Source organism: Sphingomonas sp. PP-CE-3A-406, from assembly GCF_003688625.1.
Classification (GTDB): Bacteria; Pseudomonadota; Alphaproteobacteria; order Sphingomonadales; family Sphingomonadaceae; genus Sphingomonas.
In genome coordinates, this window is the sequence record NZ_RCWY01000003.1 from 649,860 (window position 1) to 674,704 (window position 24,845).

16 protein-coding genes are annotated in these 24,845 nt (G+C 67.3%); 9 read left to right on the forward strand and 7 right to left on the reverse strand.

Features of this window, described 5'->3' with window-relative positions:
* Positions 1–4 precede the first annotated feature (4 nt).
* Together C8J44_RS14995 and C8J44_RS15000 are read left to right on the forward strand one after the other, a co-directional pair.
* The gene (locus tag C8J44_RS14995) at positions 5–2,194 is read left to right on the forward strand and encodes a TonB-dependent siderophore receptor (protein WP_259466885.1); all 2,190 of its coding nucleotides are present in this window, start codon (positions 5–7) and stop codon (positions 2,192–2,194) included.
* Positions 2,181–3,629 carry a PepSY-associated TM helix domain-containing protein gene (locus C8J44_RS15000; RefSeq protein WP_259466886.1) on the forward strand — a complete coding sequence of 483 codons (1,449 nt, stop codon included), beginning with the start codon at positions 2,181–2,183 and terminating at the stop codon, positions 3,627–3,629. Before C8J44_RS14995 ends, C8J44_RS15000 begins: the two co-directional genes overlap by 14 nt.
* A 115-nt stretch (positions 3,630–3,744) precedes the next feature.
* Here the strand turns inward: C8J44_RS15000 and C8J44_RS15005 are convergent, their stop codons facing one another.
* From C8J44_RS15005 to C8J44_RS15015, 3 genes are all read right to left on the reverse strand, one after another.
* Positions 3,745–4,773, reverse strand: a complete 1,029-nt coding sequence (locus tag C8J44_RS15005) for a cache domain-containing protein (RefSeq protein ID WP_121905143.1) — start codon at positions 4,771–4,773, stop codon at positions 3,745–3,747.
* 493 nt (positions 4,774–5,266) lie between these two features.
* On the reverse strand, positions 5,267–8,257 hold the full coding sequence (locus C8J44_RS15010) for a TonB-dependent siderophore receptor (protein WP_121905144.1): 2,991 nt from the start codon (positions 8,255–8,257) through the stop codon (positions 5,267–5,269).
* Between the two features lie 209 nt (positions 8,258–8,466).
* Positions 8,467–11,523 carry a glycosyl hydrolase family 28-related protein gene (locus C8J44_RS15015; RefSeq protein WP_121905145.1) on the reverse strand — a complete coding sequence of 1,019 codons (3,057 nt, stop codon included), beginning with the start codon at positions 11,521–11,523 and terminating at the stop codon, positions 8,467–8,469.
* 215 nt (positions 11,524–11,738) lie between these two features.
* Here C8J44_RS15015 and C8J44_RS15020 point away from each other — a divergent pair, with 215 nt between their 5' ends.
* Positions 11,739–12,248, forward strand: coding sequence for a gluconokinase (locus C8J44_RS15020; RefSeq protein WP_121905483.1), 510 nt, complete (start codon positions 11,739–11,741; stop codon positions 12,246–12,248).
* Between the two features lie 20 nt (positions 12,249–12,268).
* Here the strand turns inward: C8J44_RS15020 and C8J44_RS15025 are convergent, their stop codons facing one another.
* Both C8J44_RS15025 and C8J44_RS15030 read right to left on the reverse strand, forming a co-directional pair.
* Complete coding sequence (locus tag C8J44_RS15025) at positions 12,269–12,967, reverse strand: FadR/GntR family transcriptional regulator (protein WP_121905146.1); 699 nt, start codon at positions 12,965–12,967, stop codon at positions 12,269–12,271.
* The gene (locus C8J44_RS15030; protein WP_121905147.1) at positions 12,957–14,303 is read right to left on the reverse strand and encodes a GntP family permease; all 1,347 of its coding nucleotides are present in this window, start codon (positions 14,301–14,303) and stop codon (positions 12,957–12,959) included. The genes C8J44_RS15025 and C8J44_RS15030 overlap by 11 nt, the downstream gene beginning before the upstream one ends.
* 255 nt (positions 14,304–14,558) lie before the next feature.
* Between C8J44_RS15030 and C8J44_RS15035 the strand changes: the two genes are divergently transcribed.
* Both C8J44_RS15035 and C8J44_RS15040 read left to right on the forward strand, forming a co-directional pair.
* Entirely contained in the window at positions 14,559–14,816 is a 258-nt protein-coding gene (locus C8J44_RS15035) for a helix-turn-helix transcriptional regulator (RefSeq protein WP_056055970.1), read from the forward strand.
* Positions 14,817–14,870: 54 nt separating this feature from the next.
* Complete coding sequence (locus tag C8J44_RS15040; RefSeq protein WP_183128800.1) at positions 14,871–17,870, forward strand: glycosyl hydrolase family 28-related protein; 3,000 nt, start codon at positions 14,871–14,873, stop codon at positions 17,868–17,870.
* Here C8J44_RS15040 and C8J44_RS15045 read toward each other — a convergent pair.
* A complete protein-coding gene (locus tag C8J44_RS15045) occupies positions 17,862–19,259 on the reverse strand; it encodes a sensor histidine kinase (RefSeq protein WP_121905148.1) in 1,398 nt (465 codons plus the stop codon). The two genes, C8J44_RS15040 and C8J44_RS15045, sit on opposite strands and share 9 nt — an antisense overlap.
* Entirely contained in the window at positions 19,249–19,914 is a 666-nt protein-coding gene (locus tag C8J44_RS15050) for a response regulator transcription factor (RefSeq protein ID WP_259466887.1), read from the reverse strand. Before C8J44_RS15050 ends, C8J44_RS15045 begins: the two co-directional genes overlap by 11 nt.
* 110 nt (positions 19,915–20,024) lie before the next feature.
* Between C8J44_RS15050 and C8J44_RS15055 the strand changes: the two genes are divergently transcribed.
* From C8J44_RS15055 to C8J44_RS15070, 4 genes are all read left to right on the forward strand, one after another.
* Positions 20,025–21,110: an ABC transporter substrate-binding protein gene (locus tag C8J44_RS15055; RefSeq protein WP_121905149.1), complete on the forward strand. Its 1,086-nt coding sequence runs from the start codon at positions 20,025–20,027 to the stop codon at positions 21,108–21,110.
* A complete protein-coding gene (locus C8J44_RS15060) occupies positions 21,107–22,594 on the forward strand; it encodes an OprO/OprP family phosphate-selective porin (protein WP_121905150.1) in 1,488 nt (495 codons plus the stop codon). Before C8J44_RS15055 ends, C8J44_RS15060 begins: the two co-directional genes overlap by 4 nt.
* A 218-nt stretch (positions 22,595–22,812) precedes the next feature.
* A complete protein-coding gene (locus C8J44_RS15065) occupies positions 22,813–24,114 on the forward strand; it encodes a CitMHS family transporter (protein WP_121905151.1) in 1,302 nt (433 codons plus the stop codon).
* Positions 24,115–24,154: 40 nt separating this feature from the next.
* Entirely contained in the window at positions 24,155–24,814 is a 660-nt protein-coding gene (locus tag C8J44_RS15070; RefSeq protein ID WP_259466888.1) for an alpha/beta fold hydrolase, read from the forward strand.
* Positions 24,815–24,845: the final 31 nt, after the last annotated feature.

Here is a 24,845-nt window from a genome sequence, read left to right on the forward strand (position 1 = left end):
ATCGGTGCGCACGACGATCATGGATTCATGGGTACGCGGTGCCGCCGCGGCCGCCTTGTGCGGCGCCTCGACGGCGGCGATTGCCGAGGACACCACGCCGACCGCGCCGCTGTCCGTACCGGCCGCGGGCGAGGAGATTACCGTAACCGGCTGGCGGCTGCGCCAGCTCGACGTCGCGACGCCGACCGCGAGCCGCCTCGGCCTGTCGATCCGCGAGACGCCTGCCACGATCGACCAAATCGGTGCCGACGAGATCCTCACGCGTGGGTTCCGCACCGTCGACGAGGCGACGGTCAGCCTGCCGGGCGTCACCTCGGGCGGCTCGCCGGGCGATCCCTCGTTGTTCTCGATGCGCGGCTTCACCGGCGAGCAGATCACGGTGCTGCACAACGGGCTGTATCTCGGGCCGGCGAACATGATTAATCGCCCCGGCAACACCTTCAACATCGCCAGCATCGACGTGCTCAAGGGGCCGGCGTCGGTGCTCTACGGGCAGGGCGCGATCGGCGGCGCCGTCAACATCGTCAACAAGAGCCCGGACTTCACCGCCGACAGCCTCCAGGCGCTCGCCTCCTATGCGTCGTTCGACACCGCAAGCATCGGGCTGGGTGGCAATCACCGCCTCGGCGACACGCTCGCCGCCCGCGCCGACGTCAGTTATCATCGCACCGACGGCTTCGTCGATCGCGCCGGTTCCACCTCGTTCAACGCCACCGGCGCGGTGCTGTTCAAGCCGCGCGACACGCTGTCGATCGAATTCAGCGTCGATTATCTCAAGGACACTCTGTCCACCTATTTCGGCACGCCGCTGGTCCCGGCCTCGTTCGCCGCCGATCCGATCGGCGGGATCCTGTCGACCGGCAACGGCTATGTCGTCGATCGCCGCACGCGCTTCACCAATTACAACGTGGCGGACAACCGGGCCAAGAGCTGGCAGGTCTGGCCGCGGCTCGTCGTGAACTGGTCGCCCTCAGAGCACCTCACGCTGTCGAACACCGCCTATTATTTCCATGCCGAGCGGCAATGGATCAACGCCGAGAACTATGTGTTCAACGCGGCCACCAAGTTGATCGACCGCGATCGCTTCTTCGTGTTCCACAACCAGGATCTGTTCGGCGATCAGTTCAGCCTGACGCACAAGGACAAACTGTTCGGCCTCGACAACACGCTGGTCGCCGGCATCGACTACAGCCATCTCGACTTCATCCGCAGCCGTGGTTTTCCCGATGGCGACAGCGTCGATCCGCTGAACCCGAGCCCGGGTCTTTTCGGCGCGATCGACAAGCGCGTGTCACCGACCCGCTGGGACCAGATCGCGCTGTTCGGCGAGGATGCGCTCGCGCTCACGCCCTCGCTCAAGCTGGTCACGGGCCTGCGCGCCGAGCGGCTGTATCTGACGCGCGAGAATTTCAACGTCGACGGCAGCTTCAACGCCGGGTCGAGCTTCGATCGCACCTACCGGCTGTTCAACTGGCGCGCCGGGCTGGTGTATGACGTCACGCCAAACGTCACCGCGTACGCGTCGTACAGCACCGGCAAGGATCCGGTCGGCGCGAACATCTTCCTGGTCAACGCCAACCAGAATTTCGGCCTGAGCACGTCGCGGCAGTTCGAGGGTGGGCTGAAAGCCGATCTGCTGCACGGCCGCGGAACGCTGACACTCGCGGCCTACGACATCAAGCGCGAGAACATCCTGACGCTGGTCGCGGTCGATACCGTCAGCAATATCGGCAGCCAGCGCTCGCGCGGGATCGAAGCGTCGGGCGAACTGCGCGTGACTCCAGCGTGGGCGGTGATCGCCAGCGGCACCTATGTCGACGCGAAATACGCCAATTTCGTCGATCCGAACTACGGGATCGCCGCGTCGGGCAACACGCCGCCCAACGTCCCGGCCTGGGTCGGCAATATCTGGACGACGGTGCAGCATATCGGCGGACTGCCGCTGGAAGCGGGCGGCGGCGTCAAATATGTCGGCAAGCGCTACGGCAACACCGCCAACGACCTCGTGCTCAAACCCTATGCGACGGGGATCGTCTACGCGACCTATGCGCTGACGCCGCGCTGGTCGCTGACCGGGCGGATCAACAATGTCTGGAACAAGACGTTCGTGCAGTGGGCAGACATTTACTACCCCGCGCAGGTCATGCTGGGCGAACCGCGCAGGTTCGAGGTCAGCGTCCTTGCCCGCTTCTAGGGCGAGCGCGCGGCGGCGTCAGGCGATCAAGACGCTCGTCTGGTTCCACCGCTGGCTCGGCGTCGCGACCTGCCTGATCTTCGCGCTCTGGTTCGCGAGCGGGGCGGTATTGCTGTTCAAGCCGTTTCCGTCGCTGTCGCACGCCGACCAGGTGCGACTGGAGGCGCCTATCGACTTGGGCGCGGTGGCGATCTCGCCGCGTGGTGCAGCGGTCGCCGCCGGCCAGCCGACCGCGTTGCGTCTCGTCCAGCGGGGCGGGGCGCCGGCGTATATCGCCACCACGCCGGGCGGGACGATCGCGATCGATGCGCGATCGGGCCAGCGGCTGGGCGATCTTACCCCCGAAGACATCGCTGCGGACCGACGTTCATCACCCGGCACGACGACCCCGGTCGCGATCACCTACGACCAGTGGGTCGTCCACAACCGCTTCGATCCGCTCCGCCCCTTTTACCGTCTGGACCTCGCCGACGGACGCGGGACGAGCCTTTATCGCTCGGCGAAGACCGGCGAACTGGTCCAGCGCACCACGGCCGCCGATCGCGGCTGGAACTGGGTGGGTGCGGTGCTGCACTGGGCGTATTTCACGCCGCTGCGGTCGAGCTTCACCGCGTGGGACCGGACGGTCTGGATCCTGTCGTTCGTCGCGCTGCTGGTGGCGATCGCCGGCACGATCCTCGGCATCATACGCATGCTCGCGGCGCGCCGTCTGCGCACGCCGTCGCTGACCCCGTACCGCCAGCGCTGGATGCGGTGGCACCATCTGCTTGGCCTGTTCGCGAGCGTATTCGTGCTGAGCTGGACGCTCAGCGGCTGGCTGTCGATGGACCACGGCCGCCTCTTTTCGCGCGGCCAGCCGAGCGCCGAACAGGCAACGCGCTATGCTGGAGCCCCCTTGGCGACCGCGCTGCCGAACGACCTGCCGATGGCCATTCCGGCGGGCACCAGGCAACTCGACTACACGGTTGTCGGCGGCCGGAGCCTCTCGGTCGCGCGGCAACCCGACGGAACGGCACTGACCTATGATGGCGACTATACGCGGATAGCGCCCGCGACGCTTCAAGACAGGATCGGCAAGGCGGTGCTCGTCGCATTTCCCGACGCGTCAGGTTTCAGCGTCTCCCCGATCGATCCGACCGCGACCTATGCCTTGGCGGAGGGCTGGCCCGCGACCGCCGTGCGCGTGACGCTAAGGGGCAATGCGCTTCCCGATGTCTACGCGGATGGCGTCGACGGTCGATTGCTGACGGTGATGGATGACAGCCGAGCCCGCTACGCCTGGATCTATTATGCGCTCCACACCTTCAACGTGCCCGGCCTCGCCACGCGCCCGTTGCTGCATCGGATCGTCGTGCTGATCCCGTTGATGCTCGGCTTGCTGTTTAGCCTCACCGGCGTCTTGCTGGGCTTCCAGCGCCTACGCAAAATCCATTAGGCGCCGGCTTCGCTCGAAATGCCCCCGATCGCGCTTTCATTGGTGATCCGAGGCCAAGGTCGAACGAAGATTTCGATAGGGAAAGGCTGCAATATGGTTCGGCGTCGCATGCGGCCTATCCCATCAATGCCCGGCTGATTTCGTCATCCGTCGCGACATGCTCCTCGATGACGCATCTCAGATCGATCCCGCTGATACCGTAGCTGGATACGACGGCTGCCTGGGCGATGTTGAGACCGTCGGACGACTGGACCATTGTTCCGCCAGCGGCGATCGGATGGGGATAGGTGCTGTGGTAGGCGTAGCGTCCCGTCGTTGCGACGACGCGGTCGGCGCGGTCTATGATGGTGGCGACGGCGTTGGCAGCGGTGCGATTGATGACGTTCATCACCGCCGCCGCCTGGCCCTCGAAATCGAATTCGAGATAGCAGGCGCCGATCGTCACCTCTTCGATCCGGATCGGCGCGACGTAGATCAGCACGTTGCGGTCGCTCGACCACGGGTTCCTCCACACCGCGTCGGTCATCCATTCGGTGGTGAGCGGCGCGGACATGGCGCTGCGAAACTGGTCGTAATTCTTGAAATTCACCGTGCGGACGGCAGCGTTCGCGTGCGCGCAGACCGCGACATGCCCCTCCGCGTCGACGACGAACGCGTTCAGGAAATAGGGCGAGCAGTTCAGCAGCGACTGCAACCGCTTCAACGCGCGCGCCTCGATCTGCGGCGACGATCGGCCGAGCAGCAGCGCTTCGCTGATCGAATGGTCGGTGGCCAGCATCCGAACGTCGATCGAGCGGTCGTACAGCGTGCGCGCCAGCGTATCCGCGATCGACTGGGCAAGGTCGGCGAGCCGCCCGCATTCCATGTCCTTCGCCAGTTCGCTCGCGATCACCGCGCCGTGCTGAAGATAATGCAGGACCTCGTCGCGAAACGCGCGGGCCGAACTCCGCGCGCTTGCCGCCAGATGCTTCACTTCCTGCGCGACGACCGTGAACCCGCGTCCCGCCTCGCCCGCGCGCGCGGCTTCGATCGTCGCGTTCAGCGCCAGCAGGTTGGTCCGCCCGGCGATCGCCTCCGCCTGATCGGCATGCGCGGTAACCTTGTCGCTCAGCGCGTTCAGCAGGGCACGTATGCGTCGGGGCATCGTATACTTTCTCAAAGTCCGACTGCGGCCCTACCCGGCGATGGTTAACGCATCATGGCGATTCTCTCCGATCCTTCCGTAGATGCATGGTATCGAACGGAAATATCGCCCATGTCGTCGGGACGGTGCCGACCGCGTAGCCGTCCTCGGAACTGGACGCCTGACCAACCAGCACAGGCTCGGACACAGGTTTTGCGTCGGTGCGGTCGGTCAGGACGGTACGCCATAGCCCGCAATCAGCCTCACGGTCTTGCCCTCGCAATCCCCGAACCGCCGCGACCATGTCGTCTTGGGATCGGCCGGCACCAGCCCGCTAGTCCCCTTGGTCGGCGGGACATACCGGTCGCCGACCTGGGAGCGGCGCTGGGGCGGATGAAGGCGTCGATCCGGCAGGCGACCGACATCGCCGCGGCGCAGGAGGTATTCTTGGGTATTTCTCCGCCTGAAAGGAGGCCGCAGTCGGCGCGGGATACGCCGACTGCGGCCCCGGCCTTCAGAACCGTGCGCGGACGCCGATGCGGTAGAAGCGGCCGAGCGTGTCGTAGAGCGCCGGGTTCACGTCGAGCCCGGTGTTGGTCTGCGGCGAGGGCTCGGGATCGTGATCGAACAGATTGTCGACCTTGAAGAACATGCTGACCTGCTTGGTGACGTTTACCGCGCCGCCGATGTCGAAGTAGAACGCGCCCTTCATCTTGTTGTAGTCGATCGTCGGGTTGTTGCCCGTCGATACCGGGCAGTTCCCCGCCGAGCAGACGACGTACTGGTTCCCGAACACGCCGTCGCTGAACCAGCGCTGTTGCAGCGTCAGGCTGAACTGGTCGGTGTCGTAGCTCTGCGTCGCGAGCCATTTCCAGCTGGGGGTCGCGCCCGAGTTCGCGCCCGCACTGTCGACCGGGATCGTGCCGGGCAGGCCGGGATCGGTGACGAACTTGATGACGTGCGTGGCGAGCGCGCGCACGGTCAGGTTGCCGGCGATGCCGAGCGGCCGGCGCCATTGATAGCTGCCCTCGATATCGAACCCGTTGGTCTTGATCGAGGCGAGGTTGAACGACTGGACGTTGACGAAATTGGGGCCCGCCGTGTTCTGCAGATTGAAGCTGCCGCAGGTCTCCGTATTGCCCTGGAAGCAGAGATTGACGATCTGCGCCGCCGACAGGCTCGAGACCACGTCGTTCAGCTTGATCGTGTAATAGTCGAACGACAGGCTGAGCCCCGGTGCCCATTTCGGCTTGGCCAGGACGATGCCCGCCTCGGTGCTGCGCGCGATTTCGGGGCGCAGCGCCGAATTGCCGATCGTGTTCTGGATGATCAGCACCTGCGTGTTGCGGAACGGGTCGGTGAAGTTCGGCACGGTCGTCGTCGTCGGGGCGGCGAACAGTTCGGACAGGTTCGGCGCGCGGACGTCGCGCGAGGTGACGGCGCGCAGGCGGAAGCCGTCGAACGGGGTTTCCCAAGTGCCGCCGACCTTCCACGCATAGACGTTGCCCGACGTCGAATAATGCGTCGCGCGGCCCGCGGCGTTGACGTTCGCCCGGCCCAGCGTGTCCGAATTGAGGACCGGCAGGTTCAGCTCGAGGAAGCTTTCGACCACATCGTACTTGCCGGTGCCGTTCTTGTAGTTGCCCGCATACCAGTTGTTGCCGGCGGGCAGCAGCGACGGATCGGACGGATACAGCGTCGAATTCGGGCTGAGGTCGGACACGCCCGCGCCGTAGGGATCGGCGTTCACGCGGTAGAATTCACGGCGGTATTCGGCACCGGCAGCGACCGCGAGTGGCCCCGCCCACAACGTCAGGGGCTCGCCCGAGATGCTGACCGCGGCGGCGTCCTGCGTCTGCTTGGTGTGCTGGAACGGCCCGTTCGCGGGGACGATATAGGCAAGCGCCGCCGCCGACGGCGTGGTGCCGCCGAAGATGTTGATCGGCTGGCATCCGCCGGCGCGCGCGGCGGCATTGGCGCAGACGATCTCGCCGTTCAGCCGGACCGCGTTGATCGCCTGGTTGTAGCGTCCGGTCAGGCTGATGTTGTCGACGCGGATGTCGGTGGTGTTGATGCCGTGCTCGTACGACGCGTCATAGGTCCAGCTGGTCCCGAAGATGCTCGCCTTGCCCTTCACGCCGCCGACGAAGCGGTACTGCCGCCGATCGGTATTGACGTGGATGTTGGGCAGGATCGCGTTGCTCAGGCCGTATTGGAAATTGGTGATGCCGTTGGCGGCGCACGCGGCGCTGATCGAGGCGGGCAGATACGGGTTGGCGCACTGGATCGTCAGCCCGGTCTTCGATGCGCCGGGGTTGGGCTGGTTGTCGGATTTCACCTGCGCGATGTTGGCGGTGAAATACACTTCGTTGTCGGGGGCGAAGTCGTAGCCGATCCGCGTATAGCCGTTGAGGCGTTGCAGCCCCGATTGCAGCGAGGTGCCCGATCCGACATGCCCCGACTGGTCGCCGCCGACGCAGAACCCGACATAACAGCCGTTGACGGTGCCGGCCGCGTTCTTGGCGGGGACGCCGTTCGACCCGTACTGGAACTGGAAGGGCTGGCCGTTGGCGTCGAACGCGGTGCCCTGGAGCGGGCCGGCGCTGATCAGGCCGTATTTGGTGTATTGATAGGCCTGGCCGTGATCGCGGTAGAGGAACTGCGGCGAGCCGTTGTTGCGGATGCCGGTGTCGACCAGCGTGGTGGCACGATACCAGTCGCGGCTGCCGGCGAGATCTTCGCCGAAATTGCCGGGCCCGACGCCGTCTTCATGCGCATATTCGCCGCTCAGGATGACGTGGAGCTTGTCGCCGGCGAAGCTCTTGCCGACCGCGGCCTGGACCAGCACCTGGCCGTCGTCGCCATAGGTGGTGACGCCGGTCTGGATATTGCCCTTGAACCCGGTGAAGCGCGTATCGGTGATGAAGTTGATGACGCCGCCGACCGCGTCCGAGCCGTAGGACGCGGATGCGCCGCCGGTGACGATGTCGACCCGCTTGATCAGCAACTGCGGAAACTGGCTGATGTCGGGTACGCCGGTGACGTTCGCGCCGACGACGCGCTGGCCGTCGAGCAGCGTCAGCGTGCGGATCGTGCCGAGCCCGCGCAGCGAGAACGAACTCAGGCCCTGCGATCCGCTCGACGTGCTGAAGGTACCGGTGCTGGCGCCGGTCGAGCCCTGCAGCGACGGCAGCTGCGCCACGGTGGTGAAGATGTTCGGCTGGGCGTTCTTGAGGATCTGCTCCTCGCCGATCACCGTCGTCGGGGTCGGCGCGTTGAACCCGCTCGAGGTGATGCGCGTGCCGGTCACGACGATGTCGCTGGCCGACGCGGGCGACCGCTCGGCGTCGGCAGCATCGGCGGGTAGCGACTGCGGCGTGGCGGCGGGCGCCTCGGTTGGGGCGGGGGTCGCGGTGGCAGCCGGGGCCGGGGTTGCAGTCGTGGCAGGCGGGACGGTCTGCGCGATCGCCGGCGCGCACAGCAGCGCCGTCGCGAGTACCGCCATGCTAGTAGCGCTACCAAACAGGCTTCTGCTCAAGCGCCGGTCGTGCGTGACCAATTCCATCATCCGTCCCCTTGTTGCACTTCGCATTGGCCGTGTTCGGCTCGGCCAAAGCTCGATTGTCGCGGCGTTCTACCGCATGCGGTGCAGCCGGGCATCTACGACCATCGTCGCATTTCGCCTGGGTTGGGAAGCTTGGCTGGCAGGGGCGATCAGGGGCGAGCGGTGTAGAGCGCGTGGTGCGTGAGGATGTAGAGCGTCCGTCCGTCGGCACCGCCGAACAGCAGTTGCAGCGGCCGTTCGGGAATATCGATACGGCCCTGTTCGCGACCGTCCGCCGCGTAGACGAACACCTGCCCGTTGGCGACGTAGACGCGTCCGTCCGGGCCGGTCGCCACGCTCTCCCCGCCGCGGGTCGCGAAGCGCTTCAGGTCGGTGATCGCGCCGCCGCGGCCGAGCAGGCCGGTATAGGTCGTGTCCTCGGATCCGTTGACGATGTGCACGCGCGCGCCGACCCGGCCGGTGACGAAGCCGTAGGTGTCGAGCGTATCGGAAAAGCGCCAGCCGAGATGGTTCGCCGGCCCCTGCTGCCAGACGCGGTAGGCGGGCAGTACGAGGCTATTGTCGGGCGAGACATATTCCAGCGGCTTGGCGACCGCGGCATCGCGCGCGAACATCTCCGCCAGCGTCGTGAAATGGTCGGTCTCGGCGTCGTATTGATCGCGGAATTCACCGTTGTTCCAGACGCTGCCGGGCAATGCGACCGCGGTGCCGGTGCGCGCGGCGACCGGTGTCGGTGCGATCACGCGCACGTCCTGCGGTTTAGCCGGGTCGATCGCGTAGACCGTGCCCGCCGGGCCTGCGGAGGAGAGCACCATCAGCGTACCCGACCGATCGATCGCCAGGTTGACGGGATCGAGCGGCGCATCGGCGACGATCGACAGGCCGTCCTTTTCCGACCAGCCATGAATGCGCTGGAACTGACGGTCGACGAAATACAGTTTGCCGGCAGCGTCCACCGCGCCGCCGCCGAGCGAATAGAAGCCGTCGGCGACCTGTTTGACGGGAACGAGCGGGGCAGGAGCAGCTGGGGCCGGCGTATCGGTCACGTCGAGCACCGCGAACTCGCGCTCGCGCATCTCGGTGCCGCGCGTGACATCGACGATCGCGTTTTCGTACGGATATTTGCTCGCGCGCAGATACGTGCCGCAACCGTTCGCGTCGCAGGTCGAAAAGCCGCTCTCGGCGTTGACGTGGACGTTGCGGAACCGGATGTCGGTCGAGCCGTACAGCGTCACCGCTGCCTTCGCCGGTTCGAGCGACCGCGTAACGCGGTAGGCGTGGAGATTGGCGAACAGGATGTCGCGCGAATTGCGCACCTCGAGCGCCACGGTCGCCCGGCTTTCGCCCGCTTCCTCTTCGGTCTGCGGCGCGAGGAACTGCCAATTGCGCACCCCGTCGAGGACGATTTCCGCGCGCCGGTGATGCTCCGCCGACATCTGGTAGACATAGCCCGGCGTGCTGGTGTTCGACACGTGGAGCCCGGCGGCGGCATAGGTGTCGGGCGTCCACACGCCGTTGAATGTGCCGCCGCCGCCGTCGGTGACCCACAGGCTCGCATATTGCCCGTCCCAACGCTTGGCCGGATCGATGTCGGCGGTATGCGTCGCGTTGTAGGGATCGAAGCGGCTGCCATCGGCGGCAAAGGTACCGTGGCCGCCCTGGAACTTCACGTCGTCGACCAGCGAATGCTCGCCCGCGCGCCACAGCAAGGCGGTCGCGCGCGGATTGCTGCCGCCGGTGAACAGCCCGAGCCCCGAGACGATCGCGGCGCCGCCCTTCGCGCTTTCGATCAGCGCGCGGGGGCTGCCGACGCCGCGATACGCCGGGCTGTTCTCGGCGAGGACGATCTGCGTCAGGCTGGGGTGGAGGCCGATCAGGACGCTGTCGGCGCGCAGCTTCAGCGTGTCGGTGACGCGGTAGAATCCTGCCGGGAAATACAGCACGCGGTGGCCGTCGATCGCTCGCTGGAGCGCGGCGGTGTCGTCGGTCGCATCGTCGCCGCGTACACCGAGATCGCGGACGTTGGTCCAGGCCGATACGGGCGGCAGTGCGCGGATCGCGGCGTCGCGCGGACGATCGATTTTTGGCAGCGGCGTCGCGTCCATCCGCGTCGCGAAGCTGCCCGTGGTGCCGAGCGCGGGAAGAGTGAGACCGTACGTAAACCCGCGGACGCGGTAACGTGCGGCGGGGCCGGCGACCGTGCGGCCGCTGTCGCGAAAGCGCGCGAAGGTCGGCGTATTCTGACCGACCGCGTTGTCGAAGCCGATCTGCGTATAGGCGTTGCCCTCGTTGCTGATGACGATGCCGGCCTTGGCGACGTTTTCGAACCGGACGTCCTTGCCCCACAGCCAGTCGCCATAGCCGCGATCGATCTCGATCCCGACGGGGACGTTGCGGATCACGGTGTTGACCAGCGTCAGCCCCGCCTCGTGCTCGCGGATCGCCGCGTCGCGCTGACCCTCGAAGACCGAATCGAGCAAGGTGAACTGCCATGCCGGCGAGGTCTTCTCGGTCAGGATCCCGTAGCGGCCCCCGAAGAACTTCAGGTCCTGAGCCAGATTGCCGACCTGGTAGACCCCTGCCAGCGCCGATCCCAAATGGAAGTCGATATGGCTGAGATAGGCGTGCTGCGCCGCGTGGAAGCGGACCGCGGTCGCGGCCGGATTGCCCTCGCCGATCTCGAAATCGACGTTCGACAGCGCGGTATAGAAGGTGCCCGAATTGGCATCCGCGATCGCCGGATCGAACGGCACGCTGGTCGGCGGCGGGACCGGAACGGGGGGTGCCGGCGGTGCTCCCGGAGTTGCAGCGGGGGTGCCGGTGAAGAAGACCATGCTGCCGACGCCGCGCTGGAACCCGGGGGTCGAAGGCGCGAGCAGGAGTACCGGGCGGGCCTTGCCGACCCCGAACAGGCGGACGCCCGGCCGCATGTAGAGCGTGCGCGTGATCCGGTAGCGGCCCGCTGGCAGGAAGACGATGCCGCCCGCGCCGGTGTTCTTCGACGCGGCGGCGGCCGCATCGATCGCGCGCTGGATCGCCACGCTGTCGTCGGTGACGCCGTCGCCGCGCGCCGCGACCGTGATCGCGCGCGAATCGACGGGTGCGGTGGCGAACACCGAGGTCGAGGCAAGCGCCGGGGCGGACACCCCGACCAGCAGCCCGACCAAGAGAGGGGCTGCGAAACCGGCGGTAAATCTGGCCGTCATGACTGTGCGTCCTTCGATGAGGGCCGTTTCCCGCTGTACGGGAAGCGATAGGCTGCCGCGTCGCGCGCGACGATTGCGACAAAGGTCGTAATGGCCAATCCGGAACATCTGATCGATAGCGGCGTATCGACACCCGGCCGTTCGGTCGTTGCGAAGGATATCGACGGCCGGTGCCAGATCGTGTGAACACCCAGAAGTCCTACGGAATCGTCGTGATGGGTGTCAGCGGCAGTGGCAAGTCGACGCTGGCGGCGCTGCTCGCTCGGCACTTGCACAGCCCGCTGCTCGAAGGCGACGATTTCCATTCCGCGGCGAACGTCGCCAAGATGGAGTCGGGGCATCCGCTCGACGATGCCGATCGCTGGCCGTGGCTCGACCGGCTCGGTGCCGCGATCGGCGTGGCGGCGGAGGATCGGGCCAATCAGACCGGAATTGCGGTGGCCGCCTGCTCGGCGCTGAAACGCAGCTACCGGGAGCGACTCTCGCAAGCCTCCACGGTGCCGCTCGCCTTCGTGCTGCTCGACACCGCGCCCGACGAGATCGCCCGGCGTCTCGCAGGCCGCACCGGCCATTACATGCCGCCCAGCCTGCTCGACAGCCAGCTCGCGACGCTCGAACGGCCGTCGGAAGGCGAATGCGCGATCACGCTCGATGCCGCGCTGACGCCAGAGCGATTGAGCGAGGACGCGCTCGCTTGGCTGGAGGCCCAGTTTCCGCGACCCTAAGCCTTCGCGATACTGAGTGGTCACGGCATTAGTCGCTTGCGGCCCTGCGACAGGTGCCAGCGCATCGCCAGTGCAGCGCCGTCTGCGTCCTGCGCACGGATGGCTTCGATGATCGCATCATGCTCCTCCATCATCGCACCGATCACTTCGGGCGGCCGCGACCGCGAGATATCGACGCCTGCGCGCAGAATCCGCATCACCTCGTCCTGGAGATGATCGAACACCGGCAGGAAGGCCGCATTGCCGGTCGCCTCGGCGATCGCGCGGTGAAGCTGCCAGTCCTCGTCATGCGCGGACGCGTTCGACAGCAACGCGCTCCGCAGTGCTTCCAGCGCGTACTCGATCGCGTCGAGCTGGCGATCGGAGCGCCGCTGCGCCGCGAGGCGTGCCGCTTCCGCCTCCAGCACGAAGCGGACTTCATAGGTGCCAAGCGTCGTCGCGAGCGCATCCATCGGCATGTGCGTGCCGAGCCGCGCGGACGGCCGGCGCTTGACGAACGAGCCCGCACCGAGCCGCGCTTGCGTAATGCCGTCCGAGGCGAGCCGCGCCAGCGCCTCGCGCACGATGGTGCGCGACATCCCGAACGTCGCCGCGAGCTTGGCCTCCGACGGCAGGCGGTCGCCGATCGCCAGATCGTCTTCGGTGATGATCCGGACGATTCCGGTATAGGCGCGATCCGCCAGCCGGCCTTCGGTCGAGGGTGGTAGGTCAGACGACATAGCTGAGCGCCATCACGAGGACGAGGCCGACCACCGAGATCGCGGTTTCGAGCAGCGACCAGGTCCGGAACGTGTCGGCGGTACTCGTGCCGACATAGCTCTTCACCAGCCAGAATCCCGGATCGTTGACGTGGCTGAAGAACACCGAGCCCGCGCCGATCGCGAGCACGACAAGCTCCGGCGACACGCCCGAACTCGCGACCACGCCCGGCATGATCCCCACTGCAGTGATCGTCGCGACGGTCGCCGAGCCTGCTGCGAGCCGGATCGCCACCGCGACCAGCCAGCCGAGCAGCAGCGGCGAGATCGAATACATCAGCACGGTCCGCGCGAGCAGGTCCGAAAGCCCCGCTGTCACCAGCACCTGCTTCAACGCCCCCCCCGCGCCGATCGCGAGCAGGATCGCGCCCGCCGCGCCCATCGTCTCGTGCCATACCGCATCCTGGATCGCGACCTCGCGCAGCCGCCAGCCGAACAGCAGCGGCAGCGCGATCAGGTTGGTCAGCAGCAGCGCGACCACCGGGTTGCTCGCGGCGACCAGCCACGCCGCGCCCTTCCACGTCGGCACCATCTGGCCAAGCTCGCCGGTCGCGATCATCAGCACCGGCAGCAGCACGATCAGCAGCGACAGCGCGCGAGGGGGCGGTGCGATGTCGAGCCCGGTGTCGCGGAGTACCGGCGATACCAGCCGCACGCCTCGCGTCGTGAACTTCGCCAGCAGCGGTCCGGCGATGACCGCGGTCGGGATCGCGATCAGGATACCGTACAGCATCGTCCGACCGAGATTCGCACCGAGCGCTTCGACCGCGAGCAGCGGCCCGGGATGCGGCGGCACCAGCGCATGGACCACGCCGAGCCCCGCGAGCGCGGGCATGATCAGCCGCAGCTTGGCGGCATCGCGCGCTGCGCCATCCTTGCCGGTCATTTCCTCCGCCGCGGCGACGACGATCGGCAGAAGCAGTACGAGGCCGGTTTCGAAGAACAACGGCAGGCCGACGACGATCGCGATCCCGAGCGTCGCCCAGGGTGCGGCGCGCACGCCGGTCAGGCGCAGCGCGCCCTTCGCCAGCGACGCGGCGGCGCCCGACAGATGCAGCATCGCGCCGAGCGACAGGCCGAGCGCCACGACGAGTCCGGTGCCGCCGATGATATCGCCGACGCCCTTCTGGACGGCCTTCGCCACATCGGGCAGCGGCAGACCGGCGAGCAGGCCGACGGTGAACGCGCCACATAACAACCCGATAAAGGGGTGCAGGCGCCCTTTGACGATCATCAGCACAGCGAGCAGGATGCCGGAGAGCGCGGCGATCACCAGCCGCAGGTCGCCACCGATCATTGCACCGCGCCGATCGGGGCTACGCCGCGACGTGCTGGCTGACGGTCTGGTGCTTGCGCCTTCATCATCGCTCCCCGCTCGATCCGGCGGCGTTTCTCGCCTGCCGATATAGCTCTAGCTGTAGGACAGGTTTTTGCCCGCCGCCAACAGAAAAGGCTTGATTGCCGATAAATCCGGGGCGCATACGGAAAACCTGTCCAACCGAATCCATTCAAATGGATCGCACCCACGGGCCGAAACAGGAGGAGGATGACCATGCAAGGGACCACCCAGACCGTCTCGCAGCACCGGCAGCTACCAGCCATCCCGGTATCGCCGCAGCTCACGCCGACCCAGATCAAGGTGCTGCACGGCGTCCATTCCGGACTGCTCAACAAACAGATCGCGTACGACCTCGGCATCGCCGAGGCGACCGTGAAGGCGCACATGACCGCGCTGATGCGCAAGCTGAACGTCCGCAACCGGACTCAGGTCGCGATCGTCGCGCACGGCCTGGTGTTGCACGCCGCCTGAACGTTCGGCTCGCGAGCGATCGACGGGCACACTGCATTTACGGGGAGACGGACGATGGACGCGAGATGGCTGCTTGGCGCCGCGGTGCTACTGCTTTCGACGCCGGTCTCGGCGAAGACGACCTCGGTCTACCTAACCGCTCCCGCCGATCCGCGCGCGATCACCGTCAAGGGCGTCGGCGATGGCCGCGCCGACGACAGCGTCGCGCTCCAGCAGGCGATCGATGCCGCCGCAGCCGGGGGGCATGGCGGGGTCGTGTTCCTGCCGTCCGGGCGCTACCGGATCAGCCGGACGATCTTCGTCCGCTCCGCCGTCCGGATCTTCGGCGTCGGTCCGACCCGCCCTGAAATCGTGCTCGGCGACAACAGCGCGGGCTATGCGTCGGGCGTCGCGGCGATGGTCGCGTTCACCGGCGAGGACCAGTACCGCGTCGGCAAGGCGCCGGTCCCGCCGCGCACCAGCGTGCCGTTCGACCCCGCGATCTTCGACGCGACCTCGAGCACCTTCTATTCCGCATTGTCGAACGTCGATTTCCGGATCGGCTCGGGCAATGCCGGCGCGGTCGCGGTGCGGTTCCGCGTCGCGCAGCACGGCTATCTGCGGCACGTCGATTTCCATATCGGCTCGGGCCTTGCAGGGGTCTATCAGGCGGGCAACGAGTTCGAGGATCTGAAGTTCTTCGGCGGCCGCTACGGCATCCTGTCGGAGAAGACGTCGCCCGCGTGGCAGTTCACGCTGATCGACTCCGACTTTCAGGGCCAGCGCGACGCCGCGATCCGCGAGCACGAGGTCGACCTGACCCTGGTCAACGTTGCGATCCGCGACACGCCCGTCGGGATCGAGATCGATCGCGGCTATTCGGATTCGCTGTACGGCAAGGACGTCCGCTTCGAGAACGTCGCAAAGGCGGGCGTCGTCGTGTCGAACGAAAGCAGCGTCTTCACGCAGATCGGGTTCGACAATGCAGTGGCGGTAAACACGCCGACGTTCGTGCGGTTTCGCGACAGCGGCAAGACCGTCGCCGGGGCAGGGGCACGCTACCGGGTCAGTGATTTCTCCTACGGCCTGAAGCTCGCCGGGCTCGGCCAGATCGGTGCCTATGCGACCGATATCGTCATGGCGCCGCTCGCGCGCCTGCCCGAGCGACGCAAGCCGGCGATCGCCGCGCTGCCGCCGGTGCGCGACTGGGCGAACGCGCACGATCTGGGCGTGAAGGGTGACGACACGACCGATGACACCGCGGCGTTGCAGCGCGCGATCGACACGCACCGCGTGGTGTATCTGCCGGTCGGTCGCTACCGCGTCACCGACACGATCAGGCTGCGGCCCGACAGCGTGCTGATCGCGCTGCATCCGAGCCTCACGCATCTCTATCTGCCCGACGAAACGCCCGCCTATATGGGCGTCGGCGGGCCGAAGGCGCTGCTGCAAAGCGCCAAGGGCGGCAACGCGATCGTCTCCGGCCTCGGTCTGTGGACCGGCGGCGTGAACCCGCGCGCGACCGCGCTGCTGTGGAAGGCCGGCGAGGCGTCGATGGTCAACGACGTCAAGATCCAGGGCGGCGGCGGCACGGTGCTGACCAAGGGCAGCCCGATCGGCTTCGGCGATCAGCGCGCGCGCTTCGACGGCCAATATCCGAGCATCTGGGTCACCGATGGTGGCGGCGGCACCTTCGCTGCCCTGTGGTCGCCGAACACGCTCGCTTCGGCCGGGTTCCACGTCTCGAACACCAAGACGCCGGGCCATGTCTACGAGCTGTCGGCCGAGCATCATTACCGCGCGGAAATCGTCCTTGATCATGTCGAGAACTGGGAGTTCCTGGCGCCGCAGACCGAGCAGGAGGTGCGCGACGGCGTCAACGCGATCTCGACCGAGATCCGCAACTCGCGCAACATCCTGTTCGCCAATTATCACGGCTACCGAGTCACGCGCTCGATCAAACCGATGGACGCGGCGGTGAAGCTTTATAATTCGGGCGATATCCGCTTCCGCAACGTCCATGTGAACGCCGAGAGCGGGTTCGCGAGCTGCGATGCGAAGGGCTGCGGCACCTATCTGCGCGCGAGCAAATTCCCGTTCGAGAACAGCATCAAGGACATGACCCGCCAGCAGGAGGTCCGCGAACTCGAATTCGCCAAGCTCGACGTTTCGCCTGCGCCGACCGTCGCCGCGACGGCATCGGCGGTGCCGGTATCGCCGGGCGTCGAGAAGCTCGCCGAGGGCTTCTATTCGATCGCCGGCGGCGCGGTCGATGCCAAGGGCAAATTGTACTTCATCGATCGCCAGTTCCAGCGAATTCACGGCTGGTCGAAGGCGGAGGGCCTGTCGATCGTCGCGGAGGCGCCGCTCGATGCGGTCAATCTGGCGGTGGATCGTTCGGGCAACCTGCTCGTGTTGTCCTCGGCGGGCCGCGACGGCACCGTGTACAGCATCGATCCGGCAAAGCCCGCGGAGGTTAAGGTGATCCCGCCGACGCCGGTCCGCGCGCGCCGCGACGCCGCGACGGTGCTGCCCGTCAACGTGTGGGCGAACGGCGAGTTTGCCGACCGGATCGATCCGACGACCTACCAGTTCCCGACGATGACCGACTTCTTCACGACCAAGATGGCCGAGGCCAAGCCGCAGGAATATGTCTCGCCCGACGGATCGCTGGCGTTGCCCGCGTTCCGCGTGTGGAACCAGGGGCCGGACGATCATCAGGGTTGGCGCTGGTCGGATACGCTCGACGCGAACGGCTTCGTTGCCGCCAAGCCCGGCGAGCGCGTCGTGCTTACGAACGCCTCCGAAGGGCGGACCTATTCGGGCCTCGTCGGCGATCAGGGCCGCGTCACCGATCTCAAGATCGTCGCCGATCGTGGCGGCGAGAGCGTCGCGCGCGATGCCGCCGGCAATCTCTACGTCGCGAACGGGCAGGTGTTCGTCTACGATCCCGCCGGCACGCTGCTGCGCCGGATCGATGTTCCCGAACGGCCGCTCCAGCTCGTGATCGGCGGGGCCGACGGGCGCACGCTCTTCATCCTCGCGCACCACGCGCTGTACGGCGTCTCACTCTGACGGCACGCGCGGGAAGCGCAGGATGAGCGTGGTGCCGCGCTCGACGTCGCCGAAGCCGATCGTCGCGTTCAACCGGGCTGCAGCCGAGCGGACGATGGCGAGGCCGAGCCCGCTTCCTTCCGGGCTCGCGCCGCCGCCGAGACGCACGAACCGGTCGAACACCGTGTCGCGGCAGGCGGGCGGGATACCGGGGCCGTCGTCCGCGACGACGACCGCGGTGTCCGATGCCGACGTTACCAGCTTGACCGAGACCGTGCCGCCGACCGCGTTGTAGCGGATTCCGTTGTCGATCAGGTTCGACAGGATCTCGAAGATCAGCGTGCGGTGGCCCGAGACGATGTGACGCGCGTCGTCTTCGCTATCGAGCGTCAGGTCGACGCCGGCCTCGATCGCCTGGTTGATCCGGCGGGTGATGACGGCGGCGACGACCTCATGCAGGTCGACCGCCTCGAGTGGCGCGGACACCCCGGCCTCCTCGGCGCGCGCCAACGCCAGCAACTGCGTCACCAGGCGTTCGAGGCGCACCACCGCGTCGGCGATCTCGTCGAGCGCGACGCTGCGTTCGGGGCCCGAGCCGCGGCGGGCAAGTGCGACCTGGACCTTCAGCACCGACAGGGGCGTACGCATCTGGTGCGAGGCGTCGGCGGTGAACCGGCGGACGCCGACGGTCGCGGTGTCGAGCTGCGCCAGGAGTCGGTCGAACGCACCGGCGAGTGGGCGCAGCTCGCGGGGCAGGGGACCCGTGTCGAGCGGGGAGAAATCGGGACGAGCCCGTTCGTCTCGCGCCTCGATCGCGCCGCGGAGGCGGGCGAGCGGGCGGAGACTCCAGCCTAGCGCGGGTCGCAGCAACAGCGCGGCGGCGCCGACGAGAACGCATTCGCCGATCAGCAGCGCGAGCATCAGCCGGCGGGTGAGTGCGCCGCGGTTGTCGAGCGTCTCGGCGATCTGGACGATCACGGGCGTGTCGATCCGGGGGAGCGAGCGACGGACTTCGGCGATGCGGATCTGCTGGCCGCGGTAGCGCGCGAAGCGATAGCGCGGCACGTCGATGTCGAGCGTCGCGGGATCGGGCGCGGGCAGGTCGGCATAACCGGTGAGTAGAACCGAGCCGACGGCGACGCGGTAATAGACGTTGTCGCGTTCGGTATTCTCCAGCATCCCGAACGCGGCGGAGGGAAGATCGAGCGTCACCTCGCCGCGTTCGACCTGCACCGTCTCGGCGATCGCGCCGAGCGCACCGCCGAGCACGCGATCGTTGGTGCGGCGGACGACGTCGGCGATCAGCGTCGCGCCGACCACGCCGATCAGGATCGCCGCCGCCAGCAACGGCCCGAGCACCGCGACCAGCAGGCGCGTGCGTAGCGCGGGAGTCCGCGTCTCAGTCGGCATCGAGCATATAGCCGACCCCGCGGACGGTGCGGATACCGGGGCCGTCGGGGGCAAGCTTGGTCCTCAGGCGGGTGACGTGGACTTCGATCGCGTTGTCGCCGACCGGCTCGTCGAACCCGAACACCTCCCCGATCAGCAGCGCGCGCGGGACGACTCGGCCTGCACGCGTTGCCAGCGTCTCCAGCACCGCACGCTCGCGCCGACGCAGGTCGAGCGCACGGCCGGCGATGTCCGCGTCGCCGGTCGAGCGGTTGATCGTCAGCGTACCGACGCTGAGCACCGGCAGCGGATCACCGCCGCGCCGCCGGCCCAGCGCCCGGACCCGCGCCTCCAGTTCCTCGGGCTCGAACGGTTTGCGTAGATAATCGTCGGCACCAAGGTCGAGCCCGCGCACCCGGTCGTCGAGCGCATCGCGGGCGGTGAGCATCAGCACTGGCACGCGCTCGCCGCGACGGCGCAGCGTTTCGAGCACCGAAAAGCCGTCGATCCCGGGCAGCCCGACGTCGAGGATCACAAGCGCATAGGGCTCGCCGGCGACCACCGACAACGCCTCCTCACCGGTCACGACGTGATCGACCGCGTTGCCGCCTGCGCGCAACAATGCCCCGATACTGCGCGCGAGCGCGGCGTCGTCCTCGATCAGCAGGATGCGCAAAACGGTTCATCCCTCGCCCGATCGGCGTGAAAGGTTGGTGACAGGTTCGGTTCGTACTCCACGACTGCAGTCTATCCGAACAGCGAGGCGGAAGGCGAGGAGAGGTGATTATGGCCCATATATTTCTGAGGATCGCGCTGCTCACCGGCCTCGTCGCGTCCGCCGTTCCCGCCGTCGCGCAGCGTCCGACCGGTTACCCGCGCTCCTACGACCAGTTGATCTCCGACGCGCGCGCCGAACGCCAGGTGCGGATCTATGGCAATGCCGACCGCGCCGAATTGCTGCCGGTGGTCGCCGCGTTCCGCAAGCGCTACCCCGGCGTGACCGTGCTCTACGCGGATCTCGGCTCGACCGAGATGTACCGCCGCTTCGTCACCGAGACGCGCACGCACCGGATGTCCGCCGATCTGGTCTGGTCGTCGGCGATGGATCTTCAGGTGAAGCTGATCAACGATGGCTTCGCGCAAGGCTATGCCAGCCCCGAGAAGCCCGCTTTGCCGCCGGTATCGGTGTGGAAGAACATGGGCTTCGGCGTCACCGCCGAGCCGATCGGGATCGTCTACAACAAGCGTCTGATCCCCGCCGCGCGCGTGCCGCGCACGCATGCCGCGCTCGAGGCGATGCTGCGGCAGAACCCGCGTGCCTTCACCGGCAAGGTGACCACGTTCGACCCCGCGCGCTCGAACGTCGGCTATCTGTATCTGACGCAGGACATGGCGACGACGCGCGATACGCGGTCGCTGCTGGAGGCGATCGCCGCCACCAGGCCGGTCCTGTCGCTGACCACCGGGCCGATGCTGCGCGGCGTCGCCGAGGGGCGGCAGGCGATCGCGTACAACGTCATCGGCTCCTACGCGCTGGAACTCGCGCGCACCGATCCGCGGCTCGGCGTGGCGTTTCTCCAGGATTATACGCTCGTCACCTCGCGGATCGCGTTCATCGCGCGCGAGGCGGCGCATCCTGCCGCGGCCAAGCTGTTCCTCGATTTCCTGCTGTCGCGCGAGGGCCAGTCGCTGCTCGCCAAGCGCAGCCTGTGGCCGGTTCGCACCGACGTCCCCGCCCGCCGTCTTCCCGCAGCCCAGGCGCGACCGATCCGCGTGGGGCCACAACTTCTCGTCAACCTCGACCGCGTCAAGCGCCAGCGTTTCCTGCGCGACTGGACCGCGATTCTCGCCACCGGAGCCAAAGCCCCATGATCCTCTTCCGTACCGGCTGCGCCGCACTCGCGCTGATCGCCGCCACCCCCGCGCTCGCGCAGACCCCGAGCGATGCCGATCTCGGTGCGCTGGTGCGCGCGCAGGCCGCCGAGATCGCCGCGCTGAAGTCGCGGCTCGATCGCTTGGAGAATGCCACCGCCGTTGCGCAGGCCGCCGCGCCGGTCGCTCCGCCACAAGCAGTCGCGCCTCCACAGGCTGTGGCGCAGAACACCGAACCGCGTCGCACGGTGCCGTTCGCGCCGCAGCTCGCCCCTCCCGGCCCCGCCGATCGCAGCGTCGCGCAGGCGGTTGCCGCACGCGACAATCCGTCGGGCGTGACCACCGAATGGGGTGCGGGCCTCCCGGTCTTCCACTCCGCGGACGGCGTCTACACGTTCAAGCCGCGCGGTCGCATCCTGACTGACGTCAGCTCGAGCTTCGGCTCGAAATACGACGGCCGCAACATCACCACGACGGGTATGCGCGCGCTGCGCCTTGGCCTCGAAGGCGGCGTCGGCACGCATTTCTTCTACCAGTTCGAGAGCGACTTTTCGGAGAACGAGGTCGACGTCGTCACCGCGTTCGTCGGCTGGCGCAACAAGATCAAGCCGGGCCTCGACTACGACGTTCGCGCCGGCCACCTGTTCAACGATCGCGGTTTCGAAGGCTCGACAGGCTCGGATTCGACGCCGTTCCTCGAGCGCACCACGGTCGCCACCGCAATCATTCCACAGCGCGGCTTCTACGGGATCGGCGTGATGCCGCGCGTGTTCTGGAAGACCGGCCACGCCTCGCTGACGGTCACCGGCGACCGGATCGACGGCACGCAGACCGTCGGCGACAGCCGCACGGTGCTCGGCCGCGCACACTGGAACCCGATCAAGTCCGATACCGGCGTGCTCCATCTCGGTGTCTGGGGCTTCGACGAGTCGCTGTCGTCGGTTGCCGGCACGCTGACGCGCAACACGGTTATCGGCGGCCGCTTCAACGGTGCGCTCCGCGTGTCGACCGGGCCGCTGATCGGCGGCACGGGCACGACCGGCTACGGTGTGGAGCTCGGCGGCTATCGCGGGCCGTTGTGGGTGATGGGCGAGGCGGGCCGCCGCAACGCACGGCTCGACGGCGGGCGTCCCGATTTCGTCAGCAAGGCGTGGAGCGTCTCGGCCGGTCTGTTCCTGACCGGCGACCTGCCGCCGTACAACCCGCGGCTCGGCAGCTTCGGCCAGCCCAAGGTGCTGAAGCCAACGTTCGACGGCGGAGTCGGCGCGATCGAACTCACCGCGCGCTACGAAAGCCTCGATTTCGACAATCTGCTGACCGGCGGCGATGGCTGGGCGGCGACCGTCGGGGTCAACTGGTATTTGAACTCCTTCACCCGTTTCCAGGTGAACGCGATCCAGTGGAACACCGACAACCGCGCCGGCGACTATGTCGGCAACGACAGCGGTCAGACGGTGAGCGCGCGTGTCGGGGTTACGTTCTGATGCTGGCTGCTGGTCCTGTTTTTGGCGCTGCAAGCAGTATCCCGCCTCCCGTCATCCTGACGAAAGTCAGGACCCAGGGTTACAGGGTGCAGCGCTGCGTGGCTCTGGGTCCTGACTTTCGTCAGGATGACGGAGTGTTCGTGGCGGCCCCCGCGACGGTAACTGCGGCGATGCCTGCCACCACCCCCCCTATTCACGCCCTTTCCTAGGACGAAGCGATGAACCTTGCCCTGCTCGGCTTCCTGATGGTCGCCACGTTCATGACGTTGATCATGACCAAGAAGATGACGCCGCTGGTCGCGCTCATCGTGATCCCGTCGATCTTCGGCGTGTTCGCGGGCGAGGCCGCGGGTCTCGGCCCGATGATGATCGACGGCATCAAGAACCTCGCGCCGACCGGCGTCATGCTGCTGTTCGCGATCCTCTTCTTCTCGACGATGACCGACACCGGACTGTTCGACCCACTCGTCGGACGACTTATCCGGATGGTCCACGGCGATCCAATGCGGATCCTGATCGGTACGGTCGTGCTGTGCGCGCTCGTCAGCCTCGATGGTGACGGCTCGACCACCTACATCATCACGATCGCCGCGCTGTTGCCGCTCTACAAGCGTTTCAACATGAACCGGCTGTACCTGGTCTGCCTGTTGATGACGACGAGCGGCATCATGAACCTGACGCCCTGGGGCGGCCCGACCGCGCGCGCCGCTAGTGCGCTGAAGCTCGATCCCGCCACGCTGTTCCTGCCGCTGATCCCCGGCATGATCGCTGGTCTCGCCTTCCTGATCGGTCTCGCCGTCTATTTCGGGCGCAAGGAGCGCGTACGGATGGGTGAAGCCGGCATCACCGCCGACACCGAGTTCACCGGCATGGCTGTCTCACAGTACCCTGAAGCCCGCCGCCCGAAGCTGATCTGGTTCAACGCCGCGCTCGTCATCACGCTGCTGACGTTGCTGGTTTGGGGCATTCTGCCGCTGTCAGTCCTGATGATGCTGGCATTCGCGATCGCGATGATCGTCAATTACCCCGGCGTCGCCGACCAGAAGGAGCGCATTTCCGCGCATGCCGGCAACGTGCTCGCGGTCGTTTCGCTGATCTTCGCGGCGGGTATCTTCACCGGCATTTTGGGCGGCACCGGCATGGTCGAGGCGATGAGCAAGGCCGTGGTCGGCGTGATCCCGCCCGCGCTGGGGCCGTACATGGCACCGATCACCGCGGTGCTGAGCATGCCGTTCACCTTCTTCATCTCGAACGACGCGTTCTATTTCGGGATGCTGCCGATCCTCGCCGAGGCCGGCGCGCATTACGGCGTCGCGCCCGAGGCGATCGCCCGCGCGTCGCTGATGGGCCAGCCGGTCCACCTGCTCAGCCCGCTGGTGCCGTCGACCTACCTGCTGGTCAGCCTCGTCGGCATCGACCTCGCCGATCACCAGCGCTTCACGCTCGTGCCCGCGATCGGCGTCTGCACGGTGATGACGCTGGTCGGCATGATCGCGCTCGCCTTCCCGTTCGTCGCCTGAGGTGAGCATCCCCGCAACCCGCCGCTACCGGAGCTTCCGCATGATCCGACCGCGTACACCGTTGATGCTGCTCCCCGCGATGGGCTGCGACGGGCAGCTCTGGGCCCGCCAGATCGTCGACCTCGCCGCCGTCGCGCAGGTCGAGTTCGGCGACCTGTCGCAGGACGATACGCTGTCGGCGATGGCCGCGCGCGTGCTCGCCAGCGCACCGCCTCGGTTCGCGGTCGCGGGCGTCAGTCTCGGCGGCTACGTCGCGATGGAGATGGTCCGCCAGGCGCCCGAGCGGATCACGCGGATCGCGCTGTTCGGCACGCGCGGGTCGATGGACGTCCGTCCCCGTACCGTCGCGGGGCAGGGTATGCTCGCCACCGCGCCGCATGCCGACCCGCGCCTGTCCGCGATCGTCAGCGGCCCGGCGCAGGCGATGGCCGACCGAGTCGGCCCGGTCGTGTTCGAACGCCAGCAACGTGCGCTGCTCGCTCGCCCCGATATCAGCGAGGCGATCGCCGCGATTCACGTGCCCACCCTGGTCGCGGTAGGCGATCGCGACCGGATCTGCACCCCCGACGACGCGCTGTCGCTGAGCCTGCGGATTCCAGGCGCGCACTTCCACCTGCTGCGCGGCTGCGGGCATCTGTCCCCGCTCGAACGTCCGGGCGAGGTTACCGCGGTGCTCCGCCAGTGGTTGAAATCCGGCTGACATCGCCGCGTTGGCGGTGCATGGCGCAAGG